At 72.3% G+C, this 15330-nt stretch carries 17 protein-coding genes, 1 tRNA gene and 2 pseudogenes; 7 read left to right on the top strand and 13 right to left on the bottom strand.

Features of this window, described 5'->3' with window-relative positions; all coding sequences use genetic code 11:
• Positions 1-16: 16 nt before the first annotated feature.
• From CCE01nite_RS03000 to CCE01nite_RS02990, 3 genes are read right to left on the bottom strand one after another with little or no spacing between them, the layout of a single operon-like run.
• Positions 17-1024, bottom strand: coding sequence for an NAD(P)-dependent alcohol dehydrogenase (locus tag CCE01nite_RS03000; RefSeq protein WP_211254555.1), 1008 nt, complete (start codon positions 1022-1024; stop codon positions 17-19).
• Complete coding sequence (locus tag CCE01nite_RS02995) at positions 1024-1317, bottom strand: hypothetical protein (RefSeq protein WP_211254554.1); 294 nt, start codon at positions 1315-1317, stop codon at positions 1024-1026. Before CCE01nite_RS02995 ends, CCE01nite_RS03000 begins: the two co-directional genes overlap by 1 nt.
• Entirely contained in the window at positions 1314-1667 is a 354-nt protein-coding gene (locus tag CCE01nite_RS02990; protein ID WP_034630316.1) for an ArsR/SmtB family transcription factor, read from the bottom strand. Before CCE01nite_RS02990 ends, CCE01nite_RS02995 begins: the two co-directional genes overlap by 4 nt.
• A 470-nt stretch (positions 1668-2137) precedes the next feature.
• Between CCE01nite_RS02990 and CCE01nite_RS02980 the strand changes: the two genes are divergently transcribed.
• Positions 2138-3202: a hypothetical protein gene (locus CCE01nite_RS02980; protein ID WP_141371956.1), complete on the top strand. Its 1065-nt coding sequence runs from the start codon at positions 2138-2140 to the stop codon at positions 3200-3202.
• A gap of 16 nt (positions 3203-3218) precedes the next feature.
• Here the strand turns inward: CCE01nite_RS02980 and CCE01nite_RS22575 are convergent.
• A pseudogene (locus tag CCE01nite_RS22575) lies at positions 3219-3323 on the bottom strand (IS5-like element ISMra2 family transposase); the annotation flags it as partial.
• 438 nt (positions 3324-3761) lie between these two features.
• Here CCE01nite_RS22575 and CCE01nite_RS02975 point away from each other — a divergent pair.
• Positions 3762-5213 (top strand): alpha/beta hydrolase family protein, encoded by a 1452-nt coding sequence (locus CCE01nite_RS02975; RefSeq protein ID WP_211254553.1) that lies wholly within the window; start codon positions 3762-3764, stop codon positions 5211-5213.
• Here the strand turns inward: CCE01nite_RS02975 and CCE01nite_RS02970 are convergent.
• Together CCE01nite_RS02970 and CCE01nite_RS02965 are read right to left on the bottom strand one after the other, a co-directional pair.
• Positions 5121-5729, bottom strand: coding sequence for a GNAT family N-acetyltransferase (locus CCE01nite_RS02970; protein ID WP_084142709.1), 609 nt, complete (start codon positions 5727-5729; stop codon positions 5121-5123). The two genes, CCE01nite_RS02975 and CCE01nite_RS02970, sit on opposite strands and share 93 nt — an antisense overlap.
• Positions 5730-5784: 55 nt before the next feature.
• Positions 5785-7002, bottom strand: coding sequence for a low temperature requirement protein A (locus CCE01nite_RS02965; RefSeq protein WP_052104170.1), 1218 nt, complete (start codon positions 7000-7002; stop codon positions 5785-5787).
• 336 nt (positions 7003-7338) lie between these two features.
• Here CCE01nite_RS02965 and CCE01nite_RS02960 point away from each other — a divergent pair, with 336 nt between their 5' ends.
• Entirely contained in the window at positions 7339-7707 is a 369-nt protein-coding gene (locus CCE01nite_RS02960) for a DUF2750 domain-containing protein (protein WP_034630304.1), read from the top strand.
• A 60-nt stretch (positions 7708-7767) separates the two neighbouring features.
• Here CCE01nite_RS02960 and CCE01nite_RS02955 read toward each other — a convergent pair whose 3' ends face one another.
• Complete coding sequence (locus tag CCE01nite_RS02955) at positions 7768-8220, bottom strand: hypothetical protein (RefSeq protein ID WP_141371955.1); 453 nt, start codon at positions 8218-8220, stop codon at positions 7768-7770.
• 483 nt (positions 8221-8703) lie between these two features.
• Positions 8704-9171, bottom strand: coding sequence for a hypothetical protein (locus CCE01nite_RS21160; protein ID WP_034630294.1), 468 nt, complete (start codon positions 9169-9171; stop codon positions 8704-8706).
• A 72-nt stretch (positions 9172-9243) separates the two neighbouring features.
• Between CCE01nite_RS21160 and CCE01nite_RS21155 the strand changes: the two genes are divergently transcribed.
• A complete protein-coding gene (locus CCE01nite_RS21155) occupies positions 9244-9732 on the top strand; it encodes an NUDIX domain-containing protein (RefSeq protein ID WP_052104169.1) in 489 nt (162 codons plus the stop codon).
• A 566-nt stretch (positions 9733-10298) separates the two neighbouring features.
• Here the strand turns inward: CCE01nite_RS21155 and CCE01nite_RS02945 are convergent.
• Entirely contained in the window at positions 10299-10697 is a 399-nt protein-coding gene (locus tag CCE01nite_RS02945; protein WP_034630290.1) for a hypothetical protein, read from the bottom strand.
• A 299-nt stretch (positions 10698-10996) separates the two neighbouring features.
• On the opposite strand from CCE01nite_RS02945, the pseudogene CCE01nite_RS02940 reads away from it, so the two are divergent.
• Positions 10997-11419: pseudogene (locus CCE01nite_RS02940) on the top strand (tyrosine-type recombinase/integrase); the annotation flags it as partial.
• A 387-nt stretch (positions 11420-11806) separates the two neighbouring features.
• On the opposite strand, the gene CCE01nite_RS02935 reads toward CCE01nite_RS02940, so the two are convergent.
• Positions 11807-12367 (bottom strand): hypothetical protein, encoded by a 561-nt coding sequence (locus CCE01nite_RS02935; protein WP_034630287.1) that lies wholly within the window; start codon positions 12365-12367, stop codon positions 11807-11809.
• A 132-nt stretch (positions 12368-12499) separates the two neighbouring features.
• Between CCE01nite_RS02935 and CCE01nite_RS02930 the strand changes: the two genes are divergently transcribed.
• Positions 12500-13228 carry a DUF5626 family protein gene (locus CCE01nite_RS02930; protein ID WP_141371954.1) on the top strand — a complete coding sequence of 243 codons (729 nt, stop codon included), beginning with the start codon at positions 12500-12502 and terminating at the stop codon, positions 13226-13228.
• A 65-nt stretch (positions 13229-13293) separates the two neighbouring features.
• Positions 13294-13929, top strand: coding sequence for a hypothetical protein (locus CCE01nite_RS02925; RefSeq protein WP_141371953.1), 636 nt, complete (start codon positions 13294-13296; stop codon positions 13927-13929).
• A gap of 184 nt (positions 13930-14113) precedes the next feature.
• On the opposite strand, the gene CCE01nite_RS02920 is transcribed toward CCE01nite_RS02925, so the two are convergent.
• From CCE01nite_RS02920 to CCE01nite_RS02910, 3 genes are all read right to left on the bottom strand, one after another.
• Positions 14114-14335, bottom strand: coding sequence for a hypothetical protein (locus CCE01nite_RS02920; RefSeq protein WP_034630278.1), 222 nt, complete (start codon positions 14333-14335; stop codon positions 14114-14116).
• Positions 14336-14577: 242 nt separating this feature from the next.
• Positions 14578-14662: transfer RNA gene (locus tag CCE01nite_RS02915), tRNA-Ser, on the bottom strand.
• A 44-nt stretch (positions 14663-14706) separates the two neighbouring features.
• Positions 14707-15324: a helix-turn-helix domain-containing protein gene (locus tag CCE01nite_RS02910; RefSeq protein WP_034630274.1), complete on the bottom strand. Its 618-nt coding sequence runs from the start codon at positions 15322-15324 to the stop codon at positions 14707-14709.
• Positions 15325-15330: the final 6 nt, after the last annotated feature.

Here is a 15330-nt window from a genome sequence, read left to right as displayed (position 1 = left end):
CCGCGGCGCGTGCGGCTCAGGCCACGACGACGACCTTCCCGGCGACGTGACCGCCCGCGACGTGCTCGATCGCGGCGGCCGCCTCGGCGAGCGGGTAGGCCCGTTCGACGACCGGGGTCAGCGCGCCGGACTCGATCAGCCCGGTCAGTACGACGAGGTCGGCGGTCGTCGGCGACATCGTGAACGGGCGGATCGTGTGCGGCCCGACGAGCGAGAGCACGGCGCCGCGTGCCATGCGGGGGAGCGGGCCGAGGACGCGGCCGCCGTGCCCGCTGTTCAGGAGGAGCGTGCCGCGGGGGGTGAGGAGCCGGCGCAGCCGCCGCAGCGGGAGGGTCGCGACGTTGTCGAGGATGACGTCGTACCGCTCGGCGCGCTCCGTGACGTCCTCGCGTGCGTAGTCGACCACGTGCGACGCGCCCAGCCCGCGCACGAGCTCGACGTTGCGCGTGCTGCACACCCCCGTCACCTCGGCGCCGAGCGCCACCGCGAGCTGCACGGCGGCGTGCCCGACGCCCCCCGACGCGCCGATGACCAGCACCCGCTGCCCCGGCCCCACCCGGGCGACCTGCAGGGCGCGACGCGCGGTCAGCCCGACCATCGGGATGGCGCCGGCCTGCTCGAACGTCAGGCGCTCCGGCTTGTGGGCGAGCACGGTGTGCGGCAGCCGGGCGTACTCGGCGTAGGAGCCCGTCGTCTTGCCGAAGTCCCCCTCTCCGTACACGGCGTCGCCCGGGCGGAACCCGGGCACGTCCGCCCCGACCGCCACGACCGTGCCCGCGACGTCCTGGCCGCGCGTCGCGGGCCGCGGGCGGCGCAGGCCGAGGACCAGCCGCATCATCGCTGGGCGGCCGGTGGTCAGGAACACGTCGGCGGGGTTCACGCCGGCGGCGCGGACCCGGACCAGGACGTCGCCGGGCCCGAGCGTCGGCACCGGCACCTCGCGCACCGCGAGCACCTCGGCCGGCGTCCCGTAGCGGTCCTGCGCGACGGCCGACATCGTGCGCGGGACGGCCTCGGTGGCCATCACTCCACCGTCCGGAGGATCTGCTCGATCGACGCGGTCCGGCTGCGGAGCTCCGCGACGTCGGCCGCGGTGCGCTGCTGCGCGTCCATTGTCTTCTCGGCGAGCTGCTCGTACCGGTCGACAAGCTGGCGCAGGTCGTTCTCGCGTGCGGCGTCGACCTTCATCTTCCGGTTCTCGGAGACGAACGCGATGAAGGCCGCCGTCAGGAGGAAGACGAACAGGACGATGCCGAGGGTCAGGACGACGTTCGGCCAGGGGTTCGGCGCCGGCAGGGCGAGGCTCAGGTGGGTCACGTGGGCTCCTTCGGGGCGGGACCCGCGGCGGGGTCCGACGGGACGAGGGTCGACGCGGCGTGCGCGAGCGTCGCGGGGGTCAGGGCGAGCGCGAAGTCGGCGACCTCGAAGAACTTCATGGCCTTGCCGTCGGGCGACAGCTCGAGGCTGCCGACGACGAGCCCGACGGCCTCGAGGCGCTGGAGGTGCATGTGCAGCAGGGGTCGGCTGATGCCGATCTCGCGGGCCAGGTGGCTCACGTAGTCGCGGCCGCTGGTCGTCAGCGTGGCGAGGACGCGCAGCCGGATGGGGTTGGCGAGCGCGGACAGCACGGCGACGAGCTCGTCACCGGTGGGCTGGTGTGCTGTCATCGGGCTCCGTCATGTGTCAGGTTGTTCTTACACATGCAAAGTAGCGCGGCGCAGGGCGCGCGCACAAGGAGGTGTGCCGACGGCCTCGACAGGGGGAGCGCCGTAGCGATGCAGGTGGTGCGTGGGCGTCGCGCCTTCCGGGTAGCGACGCCGGAGGTCAGACGCTCCGGCCGTACCCGAAGACGTGCAGGCTCACGACGTCGACCTCGCGGCGCGCCTCTCCGAAGAACGCGCCGAGGCGGCTGCGTACCCGGGCGAACGGTCGCTCGCGAGCCGCGCCGGTCTCGTTCCCGCGGCTGCGCGGCGGGGCTGCGCGGCGGGGCTGCGCGGCGGGGCGCGCTGATGCCTGCCTCTTCGTACCTTCTCGCACGCCGTGGGGCGACGTAGCGTCGAGGCGCACGGACGTCGTGATCTTGCCCGCCAGCGCACGGGTCCTGACGCGGTCGTGCGACCGGCGTGGAGGTGGACCCGTGGTCCCTGCCCGAGCACTCGCTGCCGTCCTGGTCCTGGCCGCCGCCGCGGCTGTGGGGCCTACCCCCGCGGCCGCGGCGCCACCGGACTCCCGCACCGTCTACGAGGTGCGTGACGTCGGTGGTCCCGGTGCGCCGTCGTCCCAGGCGTACGGCATCAGCTCGTCGGGGCTCGTGACGGGGTACTCCTCCGACGCGGAGGGCGTGAACCGGGCGTTCGTCTGGGACTCCCGCACGGGAACGACCACCCTCTTCCCGGACGGGGAGTTCCTGTCGACGGTGGGCATGGACGTCAACGACCGCGGCCAGGTCGTCGGGTACGGCGAGCTGCCGCCGGGCGGTGACCTGCCGTTCGGCGGGTCGCGCACCTTCGTCTGGGACCTGCGCACGGGGACGACGACGCTGCTCGGCACGCTGGGCGGCGACTCGGCGTACGGGGAGGCGATCAACGACCGCGGTCAGGTCACCGGCATGGCCTACACGGTCGACCGCGACTATCACGCGTTCGTGTGGGACCCGGTGACCGGCGTGATGCAGGACCTGGGTGCCCCGGGCGACGCCGACTGGTGGTCGTCCGGCTCCGGGATCAACGACCGGGGCCAGGTCGCCGGGACGGCCTCGACCTGGAACGGCCAGCAGTCGCGCGCGTTCCTGTGGGACCCGCGGACGGGAGTGACGACCGATCTCGGGACGCTGCCCGGCATGACCGAGGCGACGGCGTGGGACATCAACGCGCGAGGTGACGTCGTCGGCTCCGCCTGGGGTGCGGACGGCGGGTCCGCCTTCCTCTGGTCGGCGCGCGCGGGCACCATGACGGCGCTCCCGGGCGGGTGCGACCCGCTCGCGCTCAACGACCGCGGCGACGTCGCCGGGATCGCGGTCGCGGCGGGCGTGCTGACGGCGTGCGTGCGCAACGCCGCGACGGGTGTCGTGACGTTGCTGCCCCACCTCACCGCCGGCGCGGAGTCGGTCGCGTGGGACATCTCGCGCTCGGGTCACGTCGCCGGCTGGTCCGGGGCGGGCCCGACGGCCGTGGTGTGGACGCCGGCGCGGCGACGGTCGTGACGCGCGGCGGGCGGCGCTGACGGTGATCGCGAGACCGTCGTCCGGGCCGACCGACATCCGAGGGCAGCAACGGAGCGATCTGCTCCCAGTGGGCATCGGTCGACACCGCACGACGAGACACCCGACAACCCTCTCTGCCACCTACAGCGAACGTTCGGCGACACGCCCCAGGCCGTGGAAGAGCACGCTCGAGCCTGGCTCGTCTGCGAGGACCACAGACCCGTGGCTGGCATCTCTGCGGGTCACGGACACGGAGGCCGTCTTCCTCAACGAGCCGGTCCCGCGCGACCACGCCGCCGCGATCGTCGACGAGCTCGTCCTGCCTGCCGCCGGCGTCGAGCGCAGCGCGTGACGCCGGCCGGTGTGCCGGGACGCGGGTGGGCCGTCCCGGGAGAAGCCGACGCGACGCTGCCGACGCACGACGCCTTCCGATCCTCCGTCATCCCCACGTCCGACCCGGTCACCGCGCCGCTCCGTCCCGGGCGTGACGCGTCGCTCGACGGCGTCGGTCAGGCTCGGCGCACGCCCGACTCGGGCGACCGCCACCGAGGAGCACCCGTTGGACCTGACCGCCGGCACGCTGCTGCCCGTCGCCACCGCAGTCACCGTGCTGCTGCTGGCCGTGAGCGGATGGGCGCCCCGCGGTGCACGTCGCCGGTGCGTCGTCGTCGCGACGGCCCTCGTGCTGCTGTGCGGCGTGACCACCGTCGTCGCGCAGGGCTGGCGCTGGCAGCTCGGGCCCGTCCTGGTCGCTGCTGCGCTCGCCGCCGAGGTCACCCGGAGGCGTTTGCGCGACCCGGACCTGCCTCGCTCCGCCGTCCCGCCTGCGCAGCGGCGGGGGCGGGTGCTCGTCGTGATCGCGGGCGTGGCCGGCGCCGGCCTCGCCCTGACCGGCGCCGTGGCCGCGTGGGCGTTCCCCGTGCTGGCCCTGCCTGCGCCGTCGGGACCCGCCGCCGTCGGCACCCTGGTCGTGGAGTGGGTGGACGCGGAACGCGAGGAGCCCGCCACCCCGGATCCGGGCGACCACCGGGCCGTGGTGGCCCAGCTCTGGTACCCCGCGGCCGCCTCCGACGGTCCGGGCGTGCTCTACCTCGGGCGCGACGCGCGGGAGGCCGGCCTGGTGGCCTCGGGCGTGGCGGCGCTGTACGGACTCCCACCGTTCATCCTCGACGACGCGGCCCGGGGCCGGAGCGCGGCGGTCTCCGGGGCGGTGCCGCAGGCGGGCACGGCGCGGTGGCCCGTGGTGCTGTTCTCGCCGGGCCTCGGAGGCCTGCGCACCCAGAACACCGCCTGGGCGCAGGACCTCGCCAGCCACGGCTACGTCGTGGTCGCGCTCGACCATCCCTACGACTCGGCGGTCGTGGTGCGGGACGACGGCTCGGTGGTGCGCAGCAGCACCACGGCCAGCGGGGACGCCGCGGAGGACGCGCGCCGGGCGCAGGGCTGGGCGGAGGTGCGGGCGGCCGACCTGCGCTTCGCGCTGACCGTCCTGGGCGAGCTGGACCGGGGTGAGCGAGCCGGGGCGCCGATGCTGGCGGGCCGCCTCGACGTGCAGCGGGCGGCCGCGGTGGGGCACTCGATGGGTGGTGCCGCCGCGCTCCTCGCCGCCGCGGCCGACGACCGGTTCGACGCCGTCGTGGACGTGGACGGCTTCCCGCGGGGCGACGGCGTTCGCCCGCGGCAGCCGGCCCTCGCCCTCGTCGCGGGGCGGGGGTTGGGCGACCCGGACGGGGACGACGCCTACGCCGCCGCGCTCGAGGAGGTGCTGCGCGAGGCCGTGCCGGGGTACCGGCTGACCGTCCCGGGTGCGGCCCACCTGACCTTCACCGACGCGCCGCTGTACCTGCCGCCGGTGCCGTCGATGATGGGCGACATCGGGCGGGAGCGGGCCCACCGGCTCACGACGGACGCGACGCGCTCATTCCTCGACGCGGTGCTCCGGGGAGAGGGCGCAGACGTGCTCGCCGACGAGCTGGCCGCCTTCGGGCGCGTCGAGAGTCTCGGGCGCTGAGCCCGGGTCGACCCCGGTCGGTCCGACCCCCGGACGGGGACGTGCCGGCGTGGCACTGAGCCCGGTCAGCGGCGCGCGGCGCATCGGGACGTGCGGGATGCCGTCCTCCTCGAACCCGGCGCCGTCCACGACGAAGCCGAACCGGGCGTACCAGTCGGCCAGGTGTGCCTGCGCGTCGAGCACCACGGGCGCCCGAGCGTCGAGCTCCACGCACCGCTCGAGGGCCCGACGCATGAGCCCGGAGGCGACGCCGTGCGAACGGACGCGAGCGGCGGTCGCCACGCGCCCGACGCGCAGCGCACCGTCGGGGTCGCGCAGCACGCGCAGGGTCGCGACGACCTCCGGCCCGTCGGCGGCCCAGTGCAGCTCGGCGCCGTCCTCGACGTCCCGGCCGTCGAGGTCGGGGTACGCGGCGGCCTGCTCGACGACGAACACGTCGAGGCGCAGCCGGAGGATCCCGTAGAGCGTGAGCGGATCGAGGCGGGCCACGGACTCGCGGTGGTAGGTCAGGAGCACCCGCCGACGGTAACCCGCGACGCGGTTCTCCCCTCCCGGCTGCCCGCGCGAACCGCTAGACCGGCACCGCGCCGTCGCCGTCGCCGCCGCGCAGGCGCACCCACGCCTCGACGACGACGAGCGCCGCCGCCGTGAGCCCGACGGCCAGCACCACGGTGCCGGGCGCCATCCCGACGCGCGTCGCGAGCGTGAGCGCCGCGACGACGGCGACCACGACGGGCACCCCGAACCGGCGCACCGCGTGCTCGTCGCGCCGCACGTACATGCCCCACAGGCTCAGCAGGAACAGGCCGTAGGGCACGGTCACGGCGGCCGCGGCGGTGGTCGCGCTCACCTCGCCGTGGTGCGCGGCCTCCTCGATGACCAGCGCGAGCCCCGCGCCCACGGCCGCGACGGCGGCGAACATGACCAGGTGGAGGTAGGACCAGGCGTACGGCCACCACCGCGAGGAGCCCAGGTGGTCGCCGGGTCGCTCGAAGTACGCCCACCACACCGAGAAGAGGACCAGCAGGCCGCCGACGAACACGGGGGCGAAGGCGCCCGCGGCGCCCTCGTCGAGCGCCGTCTGGACGGCGCGCGACGTGGCGAGCACGGACTCGCCCAGCACGATGATCATGAAGAGCCCGTAGCGCTCGGCGATGTGGTCGGCGTGCCAGGGGATCGCCTCGGATCTCTCGGCCCACAGCGGCAGGAGCACCTCGACCACGGCCAGCGGCACGCACACCGCGAGCCACACCGGCGTCGCCAGCACGAGCAGCGTGAGCACCCAGGCGGTCTGCACGACGGCAAGGCCGCCCGCGTACCGCACGGCCGTCGCCCGCCGGACCTCGTCGCCTCGCACCACGCGCAGCCAGGTCAGGATCTGCGCGACGCGCATGAGCGTGTAGCCCGCGACGATCACCGAGAAGTCGCCGTCGGCCATGACGCGCGGCACGCCTGCGGCGAAGACGAGCGCGCCGGTCATGGAGAGGAACGTCAGGGCGCGGAAGAGGACGTCGTCGGTGTCGTACGCCGAGGAGAACCAGGTGAAGTTGACCCACGCCCAGTAGATGGCGCAGAAGATCATCACGAACCGGACCAGCCCCTCGGCCGTGTGCGCCTCCGCGATGCTGTGGTGCAGGCCCTCGGCGGCGAGGGCGACGGCGACCACGAAGACGAGGTCGAAGAACAGCTCGAGGGGTGTCGCGCCGCGGTCGTGCTGGTCCGGGTCCCGGCCCACGAGCGGCACCGCGAGGCGCATGCGGCGGTGCCCGAGGAGAAGCTGCTGGCTCATGGTCGCCGACCCTAGGGGGCGACGGTCCGCTGGTGAAGGGAGGTCTCGACCGCGCGTGCGTCAGCCGTCGGCGCAGGGGGTGCATGTCGCGGGACACCGAAGATGGCGCCGCCCAGACCGCGGTCGCCCGCTGGCCGGTCTCGGAGGGGGCCGAGCTGGGCGCTCGGCCTGCAACGGCCATCCGCACGAGCGGCCACGGGGTACAGCCCGGCTGGGGGCGGCTAACCCGGCGGCAGTGTGCTCATCCGTTCCGCACCGACAGGTGCACTCGCGCGCGCGTCGAGGTGCAGGTCTCACGATGGGGAGCCCAGGTCGCCGGTGCGTCACCATGGTGGTGTGCGCACAAGTGCAGCGCATGCAGCGGCGTTCTATCGCGACGCACTGGCTCTCGGATCCGTGTGGGGCGTCGCCGACTCGGGCGGGCTCCCGACGGTCACGCCGGTCGACGGCACGCCGGCGATGCCGTTCTGGTCGACGCGCGGGCGAGCCGCGCGGGTCCTCGCCGCCGCATCGACGTTCGCAGGCTTCGAGCCTGTGGAGAGCCCGCTCGGTGAGTGGCGGACACGGTGGCTGCCGGGCCTGGCGGGGGACGGTATCCACGTCGGCCTGAACTGGTCAGGACCGCACGCGCAGGGATACGACCTTCCTCCCGCCGACGTCGAACGGAACCTCGCCGCACGCGAAGCGGTCACCAGAGGAAACTGACGGTCGCAGCACTCAGACGATCGTTCTCGTACGCGGAACGTTCGGCTGCATGTACGGCGGTCAGCGGTGCTGGAGTCTCCTCCGGAGAAGCTCCAGCTCCTCGGTGGGGAACGGGTGCTCGACCCACGTGTTGCGGTACCGCTCGGTGCCGTAGTGGTCGAGCACGGCCTGGGCCCCGCGCAGGAAGGCGTCACCGAGCGCGGGAAGGGTCTGGCGCGTCTGGAAGACGAGCTCGGTCTCTCCTTCGACGTCGTCGTCGACCGCGAAGACTCGCAGGACGACACGGTCCTCCTCCCGCACGAGGTGCCACCGGTCGACCCCGGGTTCTTCCTGCCAGGTGCACTCCGCCTCGCGTGCGCCGGCGAGGACGCGGTTCACGGCCCGCAGCAGGTCCCCGAGGGCGTCGCTGAGGAACGACGGCGCCATGCTCGTCGTGTTCGTACCGTCGGAGATGGCCGCCTCGGCCCACCCTCGTCCGCTCAGCCGGAACGTGAAGTCCAGCCGCGGCGCCACGGATTGCTCGTCGGTCGGAGACGTCCGTGGCTTCTTCGAGTTCTTCGACACGCGTGACATCGTCCCCGACGACGCCGCGCGTGCCCGTGCGTGCGTGTGGGCGACCGCGACGGTCGCGACGGTGCCACGGCGGTTCCCACTCCTCGTCGGAGGTGCTGTGCGTCTCGGCAGCACGCCGAAGCAGCGCAGCCAGTCGTCGTCGTCGTCGGTCACGTTCACGCTGCGACGGAGCCGCCAGCCGCTCATGTGCTTGGACGGACGTTCGAGCACAGGCGCGCTGGCTCCGGACGTCCACGACGGGGTCCGGGGTCCGGCGTCGCCTACCTGGGCCCCCGGTCGCGGGACTCGCGTGCGGGGCTCCCGCCTGCCGCCCTTGACTGACATCGGTTCGGCTCGCGCCTCGGGCGCCCCCAGGGGCACCGGTTGTCGGGATGGGCCAACTCTGGCGACGCAGAAGCCCTGGTCGCCGCTGCGGCTCCGGGCTCAGTCGCCCAGAAGGTAGCGCTCGAGCTCGGTCTCCGCTGCAGCCTCGAGCTCGGGCAGGGGCCGGCCCCAGCCGGCGGCCCACTCGTCGGCCAGACCGGCGAACGGGCCGAGGTCGAGGTCGGGCTCAGACGCCCCGAGCCGTGCGAGCGTCAGGACGGCGCCGCGAGTGTCCCGGTCGTGCTGCCACTGCGCGGCGACAAAGCCAGCGACGACGTTCTGTACGGCCAACGCTTCTCGTGGCGGCTCGGCGTGAGCCTCTTCGAGGGCGTCGCGCAGCAGCTGCTCGAGCGCCCAGGGGTCGTGCCGGCCGTGACCCGCGAGCATCCGCACCGCCTCGGTGTCCACGAGATCGGCGGCCAACCAGCGCGCTGCCAGCCCGGGGAGCTGATCCGTCCTGATCACACCGACGCTGTGCAGCACGGCGGTCTTGCTGAGGTCGGGCAGTGGGCTCCCGTCCGAGTGCATGCCTCCATCATCCCGGGAGGTCCGGTCGTAGCCACGGGTGCGGTGTCAGCCGCATGCCGCACAGTGGCTCGTGTGCCGCGTCAGACCGTCAAGCTGTTGCTCGTCGACCCCGACGGGCGACTCCTGCTGGTGCACGGGCGAGACCCCGCCACCGGCGCGAGGTACTGGTACCCCGTCGGGGGAGGGATCGAGCTCGGCGAGACGCTGCACGAGGCCGCGGCTCGCGAAGCATGGGAGGAGACAGGCCTCGACGGACTGCCTGTCGGAGTGCACGTCTGGACGCGGGACCTGACGTACGGCCACGCGGGTCGGACGGTCGAGGTCCACGAGGACTGGCTGCACCACGCCGTCGCCTGCTTCGATCCGTCCCCCGCCCGGCTCACCGACGGCGAGAGCGAGAGCATCCTCGGTTTCCGCTGGTGGACGGCACGCGAGCTACGCGCCACTCAGGACACGGTCTACCCGCCCGACCTCGGCGCCCTCCTCCGTGCGCTCCAGGAGCACGGCTGCCCTCTAGCGCCGATCGACATCGGCACCCCGGGCATGCACTCCGAGGGATGAGGCGCAGGCCGGTGTACCCAAACGAGCCTGTGCCGCGGTACGACGAAGGGCCCGTGACCTGGATGTCTGCAGGTCACGGGCCCTTCACGGCGGAGGATGGGGGATTCGAACCCCCGAGGGCTTTCACCCAACACGCTTTCCAAGTGGCTGGAAGGGGGTGCAGGTGCACACGGGTGGACGCGTACTTGCAGGTCACGCAGCCGCGGCGCATCCGCCGGTGGGTGCCGGACTGGCTCGCACGAGACAAAACTGCTACCAAAACTGCTACCAAAACTGCTACCACGGCGGTGCCCGCGGCTGACACAGCGCCCCTCGCTCCTAGCGGTTCGGGCGCCCAACGTGCGTGCGTTCGCGGCCACAGTTCAGGGTCCGCGACTCCAAGGCGCGCCGACCTGACGTCCGCCCGTGGTTTCGTCAGCCGGTGGCAAGCACCCCAGGCGATCTCCTGAACCTGGCCGTAGCCGTGACCGGACGCAGGCGTGTTCGTGCATGCACGGGGTGGCGTAGGGCGTCGGCAGTCGTCGAGGGCGACCCTTGAGCGGTCGGCGCGAAGTGGCCTGCTCTGGTCAGTCCTGGACGAGGCGAACGAACACGTTGGCGACGCTGCCGGACGGCGCCGACGCGAGACGAAGTCTCACGACTCGGGGGACCGGGCGACCAGGGTGCACCGCAACCGAACCCGAGGCCAGGTAGCCGCCGCTGGAGCTCAAGGCCCAAGCCTCGATCGTCAGTCCGTTCGGCAGCGGCGACGAGACGTTCGCGCGCAGATCGATGCGTGTTCCGTCGAGCAGCGTCTCTCCGACGACGTCAGGCGCGTCCGAGACCAGCATGTCCTCATCATGGACGACCACCGAGATCTGGATGTCGTCGCCGCAACGCGTGGCTACACATTCGTCCAAGACGAGTGCCGGTACCCGCGAGACATCCCAAACCGACCAGTCGTCGGCCCTGGCTTTCTTGCTCATGAGGAGCCGCCCGAGAGTGAACCCTCGACGCCCTGCGCCTCGAACGCATGCCTACTCATCGTTGCGACATCGGTGCGACGTCGCGCGGACTTGATGACCACGTGAGCCAGAGGATGACTGCGCGTAGGACGGCTGCGCCCTCGAGTCGAGCACCGCGCGTCGTGCACATCACCCGGCTGAAGGGACTCTCGCTCGCGATGCTCCCTTTCAGCGAGCAAGGAGGTGGCAGCACCGCCCATCCCGGTGTCCCGTGCGCGTCGGCGGAGGCCTGATCCTCAGCGAGCTCAACACGAAGGGCTCGTCGAACGTTGCCCCTGCCGGCACCACTCATCGATGCACTCCGCACCCACCGGCAGCGTCAGCGCGAAGCGCAGATCCATGCCGGCTCGGTGTGGGCGAACAGTGGGATGGTCTTCACCACGATCAGTGGGCGCCCCGTCGCCCCTCGCGACCACTCCCTGCACTGGACCGCGTTCCTCGACGAAGCCGGGGTCCGGCCCGCGCCCCTCCACGACGCCCGCCACACCGCCGCGACGTTCCTCCTCGTCCAGGGCGTCGACCAGCGCGTTGTGATGAGCATGTTCCGCTGGACCAGTTCGGCGATGCCGACGCGGTATCAGCACGTGGTCCCTGAGCTCGTGGAGGAGGCCAACCGTCGCATGAGCCGACTGCTGTGGGACGACGGAGCGAGCGGCACAGGCCGAGATGCGGGTGGGATGTGACGGAGCATGTGCCACGTCCCGTGTGCACGCGAATGACGCGCAGCAAGGATGCCACTGCTGGGTACGCGCCTGGTTGAGGTGCGTCGTGTGACCAAGAGACGTCAGGATCGGCGCCAACACGTCGTGTCGCGGTTCCACATGGAGGGCTTCCGCAGAACGACGGCCAGATCCTTCGGATCCGGCTCGGCGAGCTGCCGCCGCACAACTTTTCGGTCAACGCCGCCACCGCGGTGCGAGACTCCTACTCCGTCGACCTTGGTGACGGGCAGCTCTCCGACAAGGACGCCACAGGGTGGGTCTGACACGAGTCCACGGGTGTCCTGCCTCCAGCGTGGCGGTTTGGTGCAGCCACATGGCGCCCGTGCGGCAGGTCAGGCGGTAACCGCGCTACGCCGCCGACGGGGCGGTGGCGGCGGGACCCGCGCTTACGCGCAGAAGCGTCGACTCGCTTCGGCGCGCCCAGAGGGCGAGCGCAGCGATGACGACGAACCCCACCAGCTGTACAGGTACGAGCGCTTCGTGCGCAACGGCGGAGACCCGCGCCAGGCCGACCAGATCGACGGGCGCAGCCAGGAACACGAGCCCCGGCAGGAGAAGCGTCACATCACGGCCTCGGACTCCGAGGAGTACGACGGCCATCGCCAAGACCTTCAGGGGCCCAGCCCAGCCCAGGGCGGCGAGCAGCAGGGCGGACAACGACCCGACGACGGCGAGCATTCCGTACGGCTCCCTCGCGGTACCCGACGCACGCCAGGCGTCCAGCCGCCACGCCGCAGTGGCGAGTCCGCACAGCACAACCGGAGCGACAAGCAGCGTCGCGGTCAGGTGGTACTGCGTCGGCACAGCCGCCACGGCGGCCGCGAACGCCAGCCCGACCGCCAGGGCGAACATCGGGTACGAGCGGGCACGGCGCGAGGCACGTTCGGGCGTCAGCACCGTCCACATCATGGCGCTGATTCTGGCCTACAGCTCGAGTCATGGCAATTCACGACTGCCGGCAATGTTGATCTTGACAAGGGCAGTTGCCTCGCGGAACTGTGTGCGCCACTCGGCCACATCGGGTGGCTTGAAGAAGGGGCAATGATGCTTCGAAGCAGGGGAGACCGGCGTCTATCGCGCTGGTGGACGGTGCCGGCGGCGCTGGCATTACTGGCAGGGGCCGGGCAGCCGGCCCAGGCGGCGAGTGGCGAGGTCACGGACGACCTCCGCGCGCAGCTGAAGCAGTTCTGGACGGTGAACCGCGTGCCCGGTCCGACGCAGGACGCGCTTCTGGACAAGCTCGAGGCGGGGCAGACGTGGGACGTGATGAGCGGCGAGTCCGCGCCCGTCTCGACCCGCACCGTCCGAACCGCTGGGGAGAACCGCACCATCGAGACGTACCCGGACGGGTCGATCGCCGTGACGTCCATCCAGATGCCCACCTCGACCACGAAGCCGGGCGTCGTCGGGCCCTTGGCGGTCGGAAACTGCCGCACCAGTGTGAGCGGCAGTGGGTACACCAACCGCTACGACTGCCAGGCGAACAGCACGACCGGTGTGGTCGAGATGGGCTTCTACATCTCGTACTCCATCACCGGCGGGTACGACTCGATCATCGACGTCAACAGCCCGTACGTGCGCGCTGACGGTGGCACCGCTTCTGACACGTCGCTCGCCATCCGAAAGGCCGCCGAGAACTCGACCGGCTCTGCCTACGCGTCCATCAAGACGATCTACCAGGCGCGGAACGGCGGCGGCTCCAAGACCCTCGAGCTGCGCGCGCTCGTCGGTCAGAACACCGCGTGGACACGATGGGAGGCAGGACTGTGATCAAGCACCTGGCACGTGGAGTCATGACCGCAGTCCTGGTCCTCACCTCAGCCGTGGGGTTGGGCGTGAGCGCCTCCGCAGAGGAGGACCAGTTCGCCCCGACCCGGGCGTTCTGGACTCAGTACGGCGTCCCGGCGGAGACCCAGGACGCGCTCATCGCCGAGCTGCTGGCCGGCGGGACGATCGACGCGTTCGACCAGAACGCCGTGCCGGTCAGCAGCCGCCAGCACACCACGCTCGAGGACAGCTCGACGGTCGCCACGTTCTCCGACGGTTCGATCCTCGTCACCTCCCGCGAACGTCCGGACCGCCGACTGACCTCGAACTCGGTGACGCCGGACGCCGTGACGACCTACCTCGGGGACTGCTCGGTGACTTCCGGCGCCGGGTGGGTCAGCTACCGCGGGTGCAACGTGGAAGCCACCGACGGCATCCGGTACATCGGGTACAAGGCGTCGTACGAGAAGTACTCGAGCGGCAACGCCCAGATCCTCGCCACGTGGGACGCCCACGTCTCGTGCACCTACGGCTCCATGACGACGCCCACGGTGGCGTACTCCCGACTGCAGTCGACCTCCACGCAGAGCGCGGTGGTGAAGCGGGTGTCCACCTGGACCGGGACGGGCGGCAACTCTTCGGAGACGATGTACCTGTCCCTGTGGGTCACCCGGGCCGGCGCCGCCTCCGTCGGCACCAGCTGACGGACCTCGGCAGCTCGGCCTCCGCCGGCCTGGCTCCGCACCGCGGAGTCAGGCCGGCGGAGGCCGTCTGTAGGTACCGGATCACCTTGTTGGCGCAGCCCGCGAGGCCGCCTCGGCGCAGGTCAGGCGGCGTCGACAGCCGGTTCGGCAACCACGGCCGCGGCGGCGTCCGCTTGCACCGCGCTCACGACCCGGCGGCGCAGCTCGCCGGGCCATGCGTCTGCGATCGCCGCGGCGTAGGCCGGGAAGTCGTACCGACGTAGTCCGACTCCCCCGCCCGGTCGGCCTCGTTGATGCCCATGAAGTCGCGCACGTCGACGTCGAGGGTGTCGGTCGGGGACGCGCCGTCGGCCTCCTCACCGTCCTCGTCCGCCTCGAACCGCTGCGCCTGCATGGCGGCGGACATGACGCCGAACCAGCGATGGTTGGAGAACTCGTCCTCAAACAGGTGCGGAAGCAGCTGGCAGGCCTCGCGCTGCGCCTCGACACGGCCGAGCCTGCAGCGGTATCCCGTGGCGTGTGACCGCCGCTGCCGCCTCCATGGAACTGCTACCAAAACTGCTACCACGGCCCGGATCGGAGCCGGTGGCGCGGTACGACGAAGGGCCTGGGGCCTGCATGTCTGCAGGTCCCAGGCCCTTCGACCGGCGGAGGATGGGGGATTCGAACCCCCGAGGGCTTTCACCCAACACGCTTTCCAAGCGTGCGCCATAGGCCACTAGGCGAATCCTCCCGGCCGCACGAGGATACCGGAGGTCGCGCCCCGCGCCGAACCGCTCACGTCGCCGAGCCGTCGGCGCCCCCGGAGGCCCGCCGGCGCGGCCGGGCCCGGACGTGCATGCGCTCGCCCTGCCGGCCGAACAGCGACAGGAACTCGACGGCCTCCCCGACGACGGCCGGGCCGAACCAGTGCGGGGTGCGCGTGTCGAACTCGGCGACCTCGCCGGCCTCGAGCACGAGGTCGTGCTCGCCGAGGACGACCCGCAGGCGCCCGCTGAGCACGTACATCCACTCGTAGCCCTCGTGCACCTTCGGCTCGGGCTCGGGGAGCGGGTCCTGCGGCGCGATGCGGTGCTGGAACGCCCGGGGTCCGCTGGCCTGGCGGCTCAGGGGCACCGTCGTGAGGTAGCCGTGGGTCGTGGCTCTCCCGTGCACGCGCGGGTCGCCGGTCGGGGGTGCGCCGACGAGGTCGTCGAGCGCGACGTTGTGGGCCTTCGCGAGCGGGAGCAGCAGCTCCAGGGTGGGCCGGCGCTGGCCGGACTCGAGGCGGGAGAGGGTGCTGAGCGAGATCCCGGTGGTCGTCGCGAGCTGCGTCAGGGTCACACCGCGGCGCAGGCGCAGCGCCCGCAGCCGCGGGCCGACGCCGGTGAGCACCTGGTCGAGGTCGTCCGTCATCCCGGC

The organism is Cellulomonas cellasea (assembly GCF_006538745.1).
Lineage (GTDB): Bacteria > Actinomycetota > Actinomycetes > Actinomycetales > Cellulomonadaceae > Cellulomonas_A > Cellulomonas_A cellasea.
Note: the sequence above shows the minus strand (reverse complement) of the source record. Positions and strands in the feature narration are given on the sequence as shown.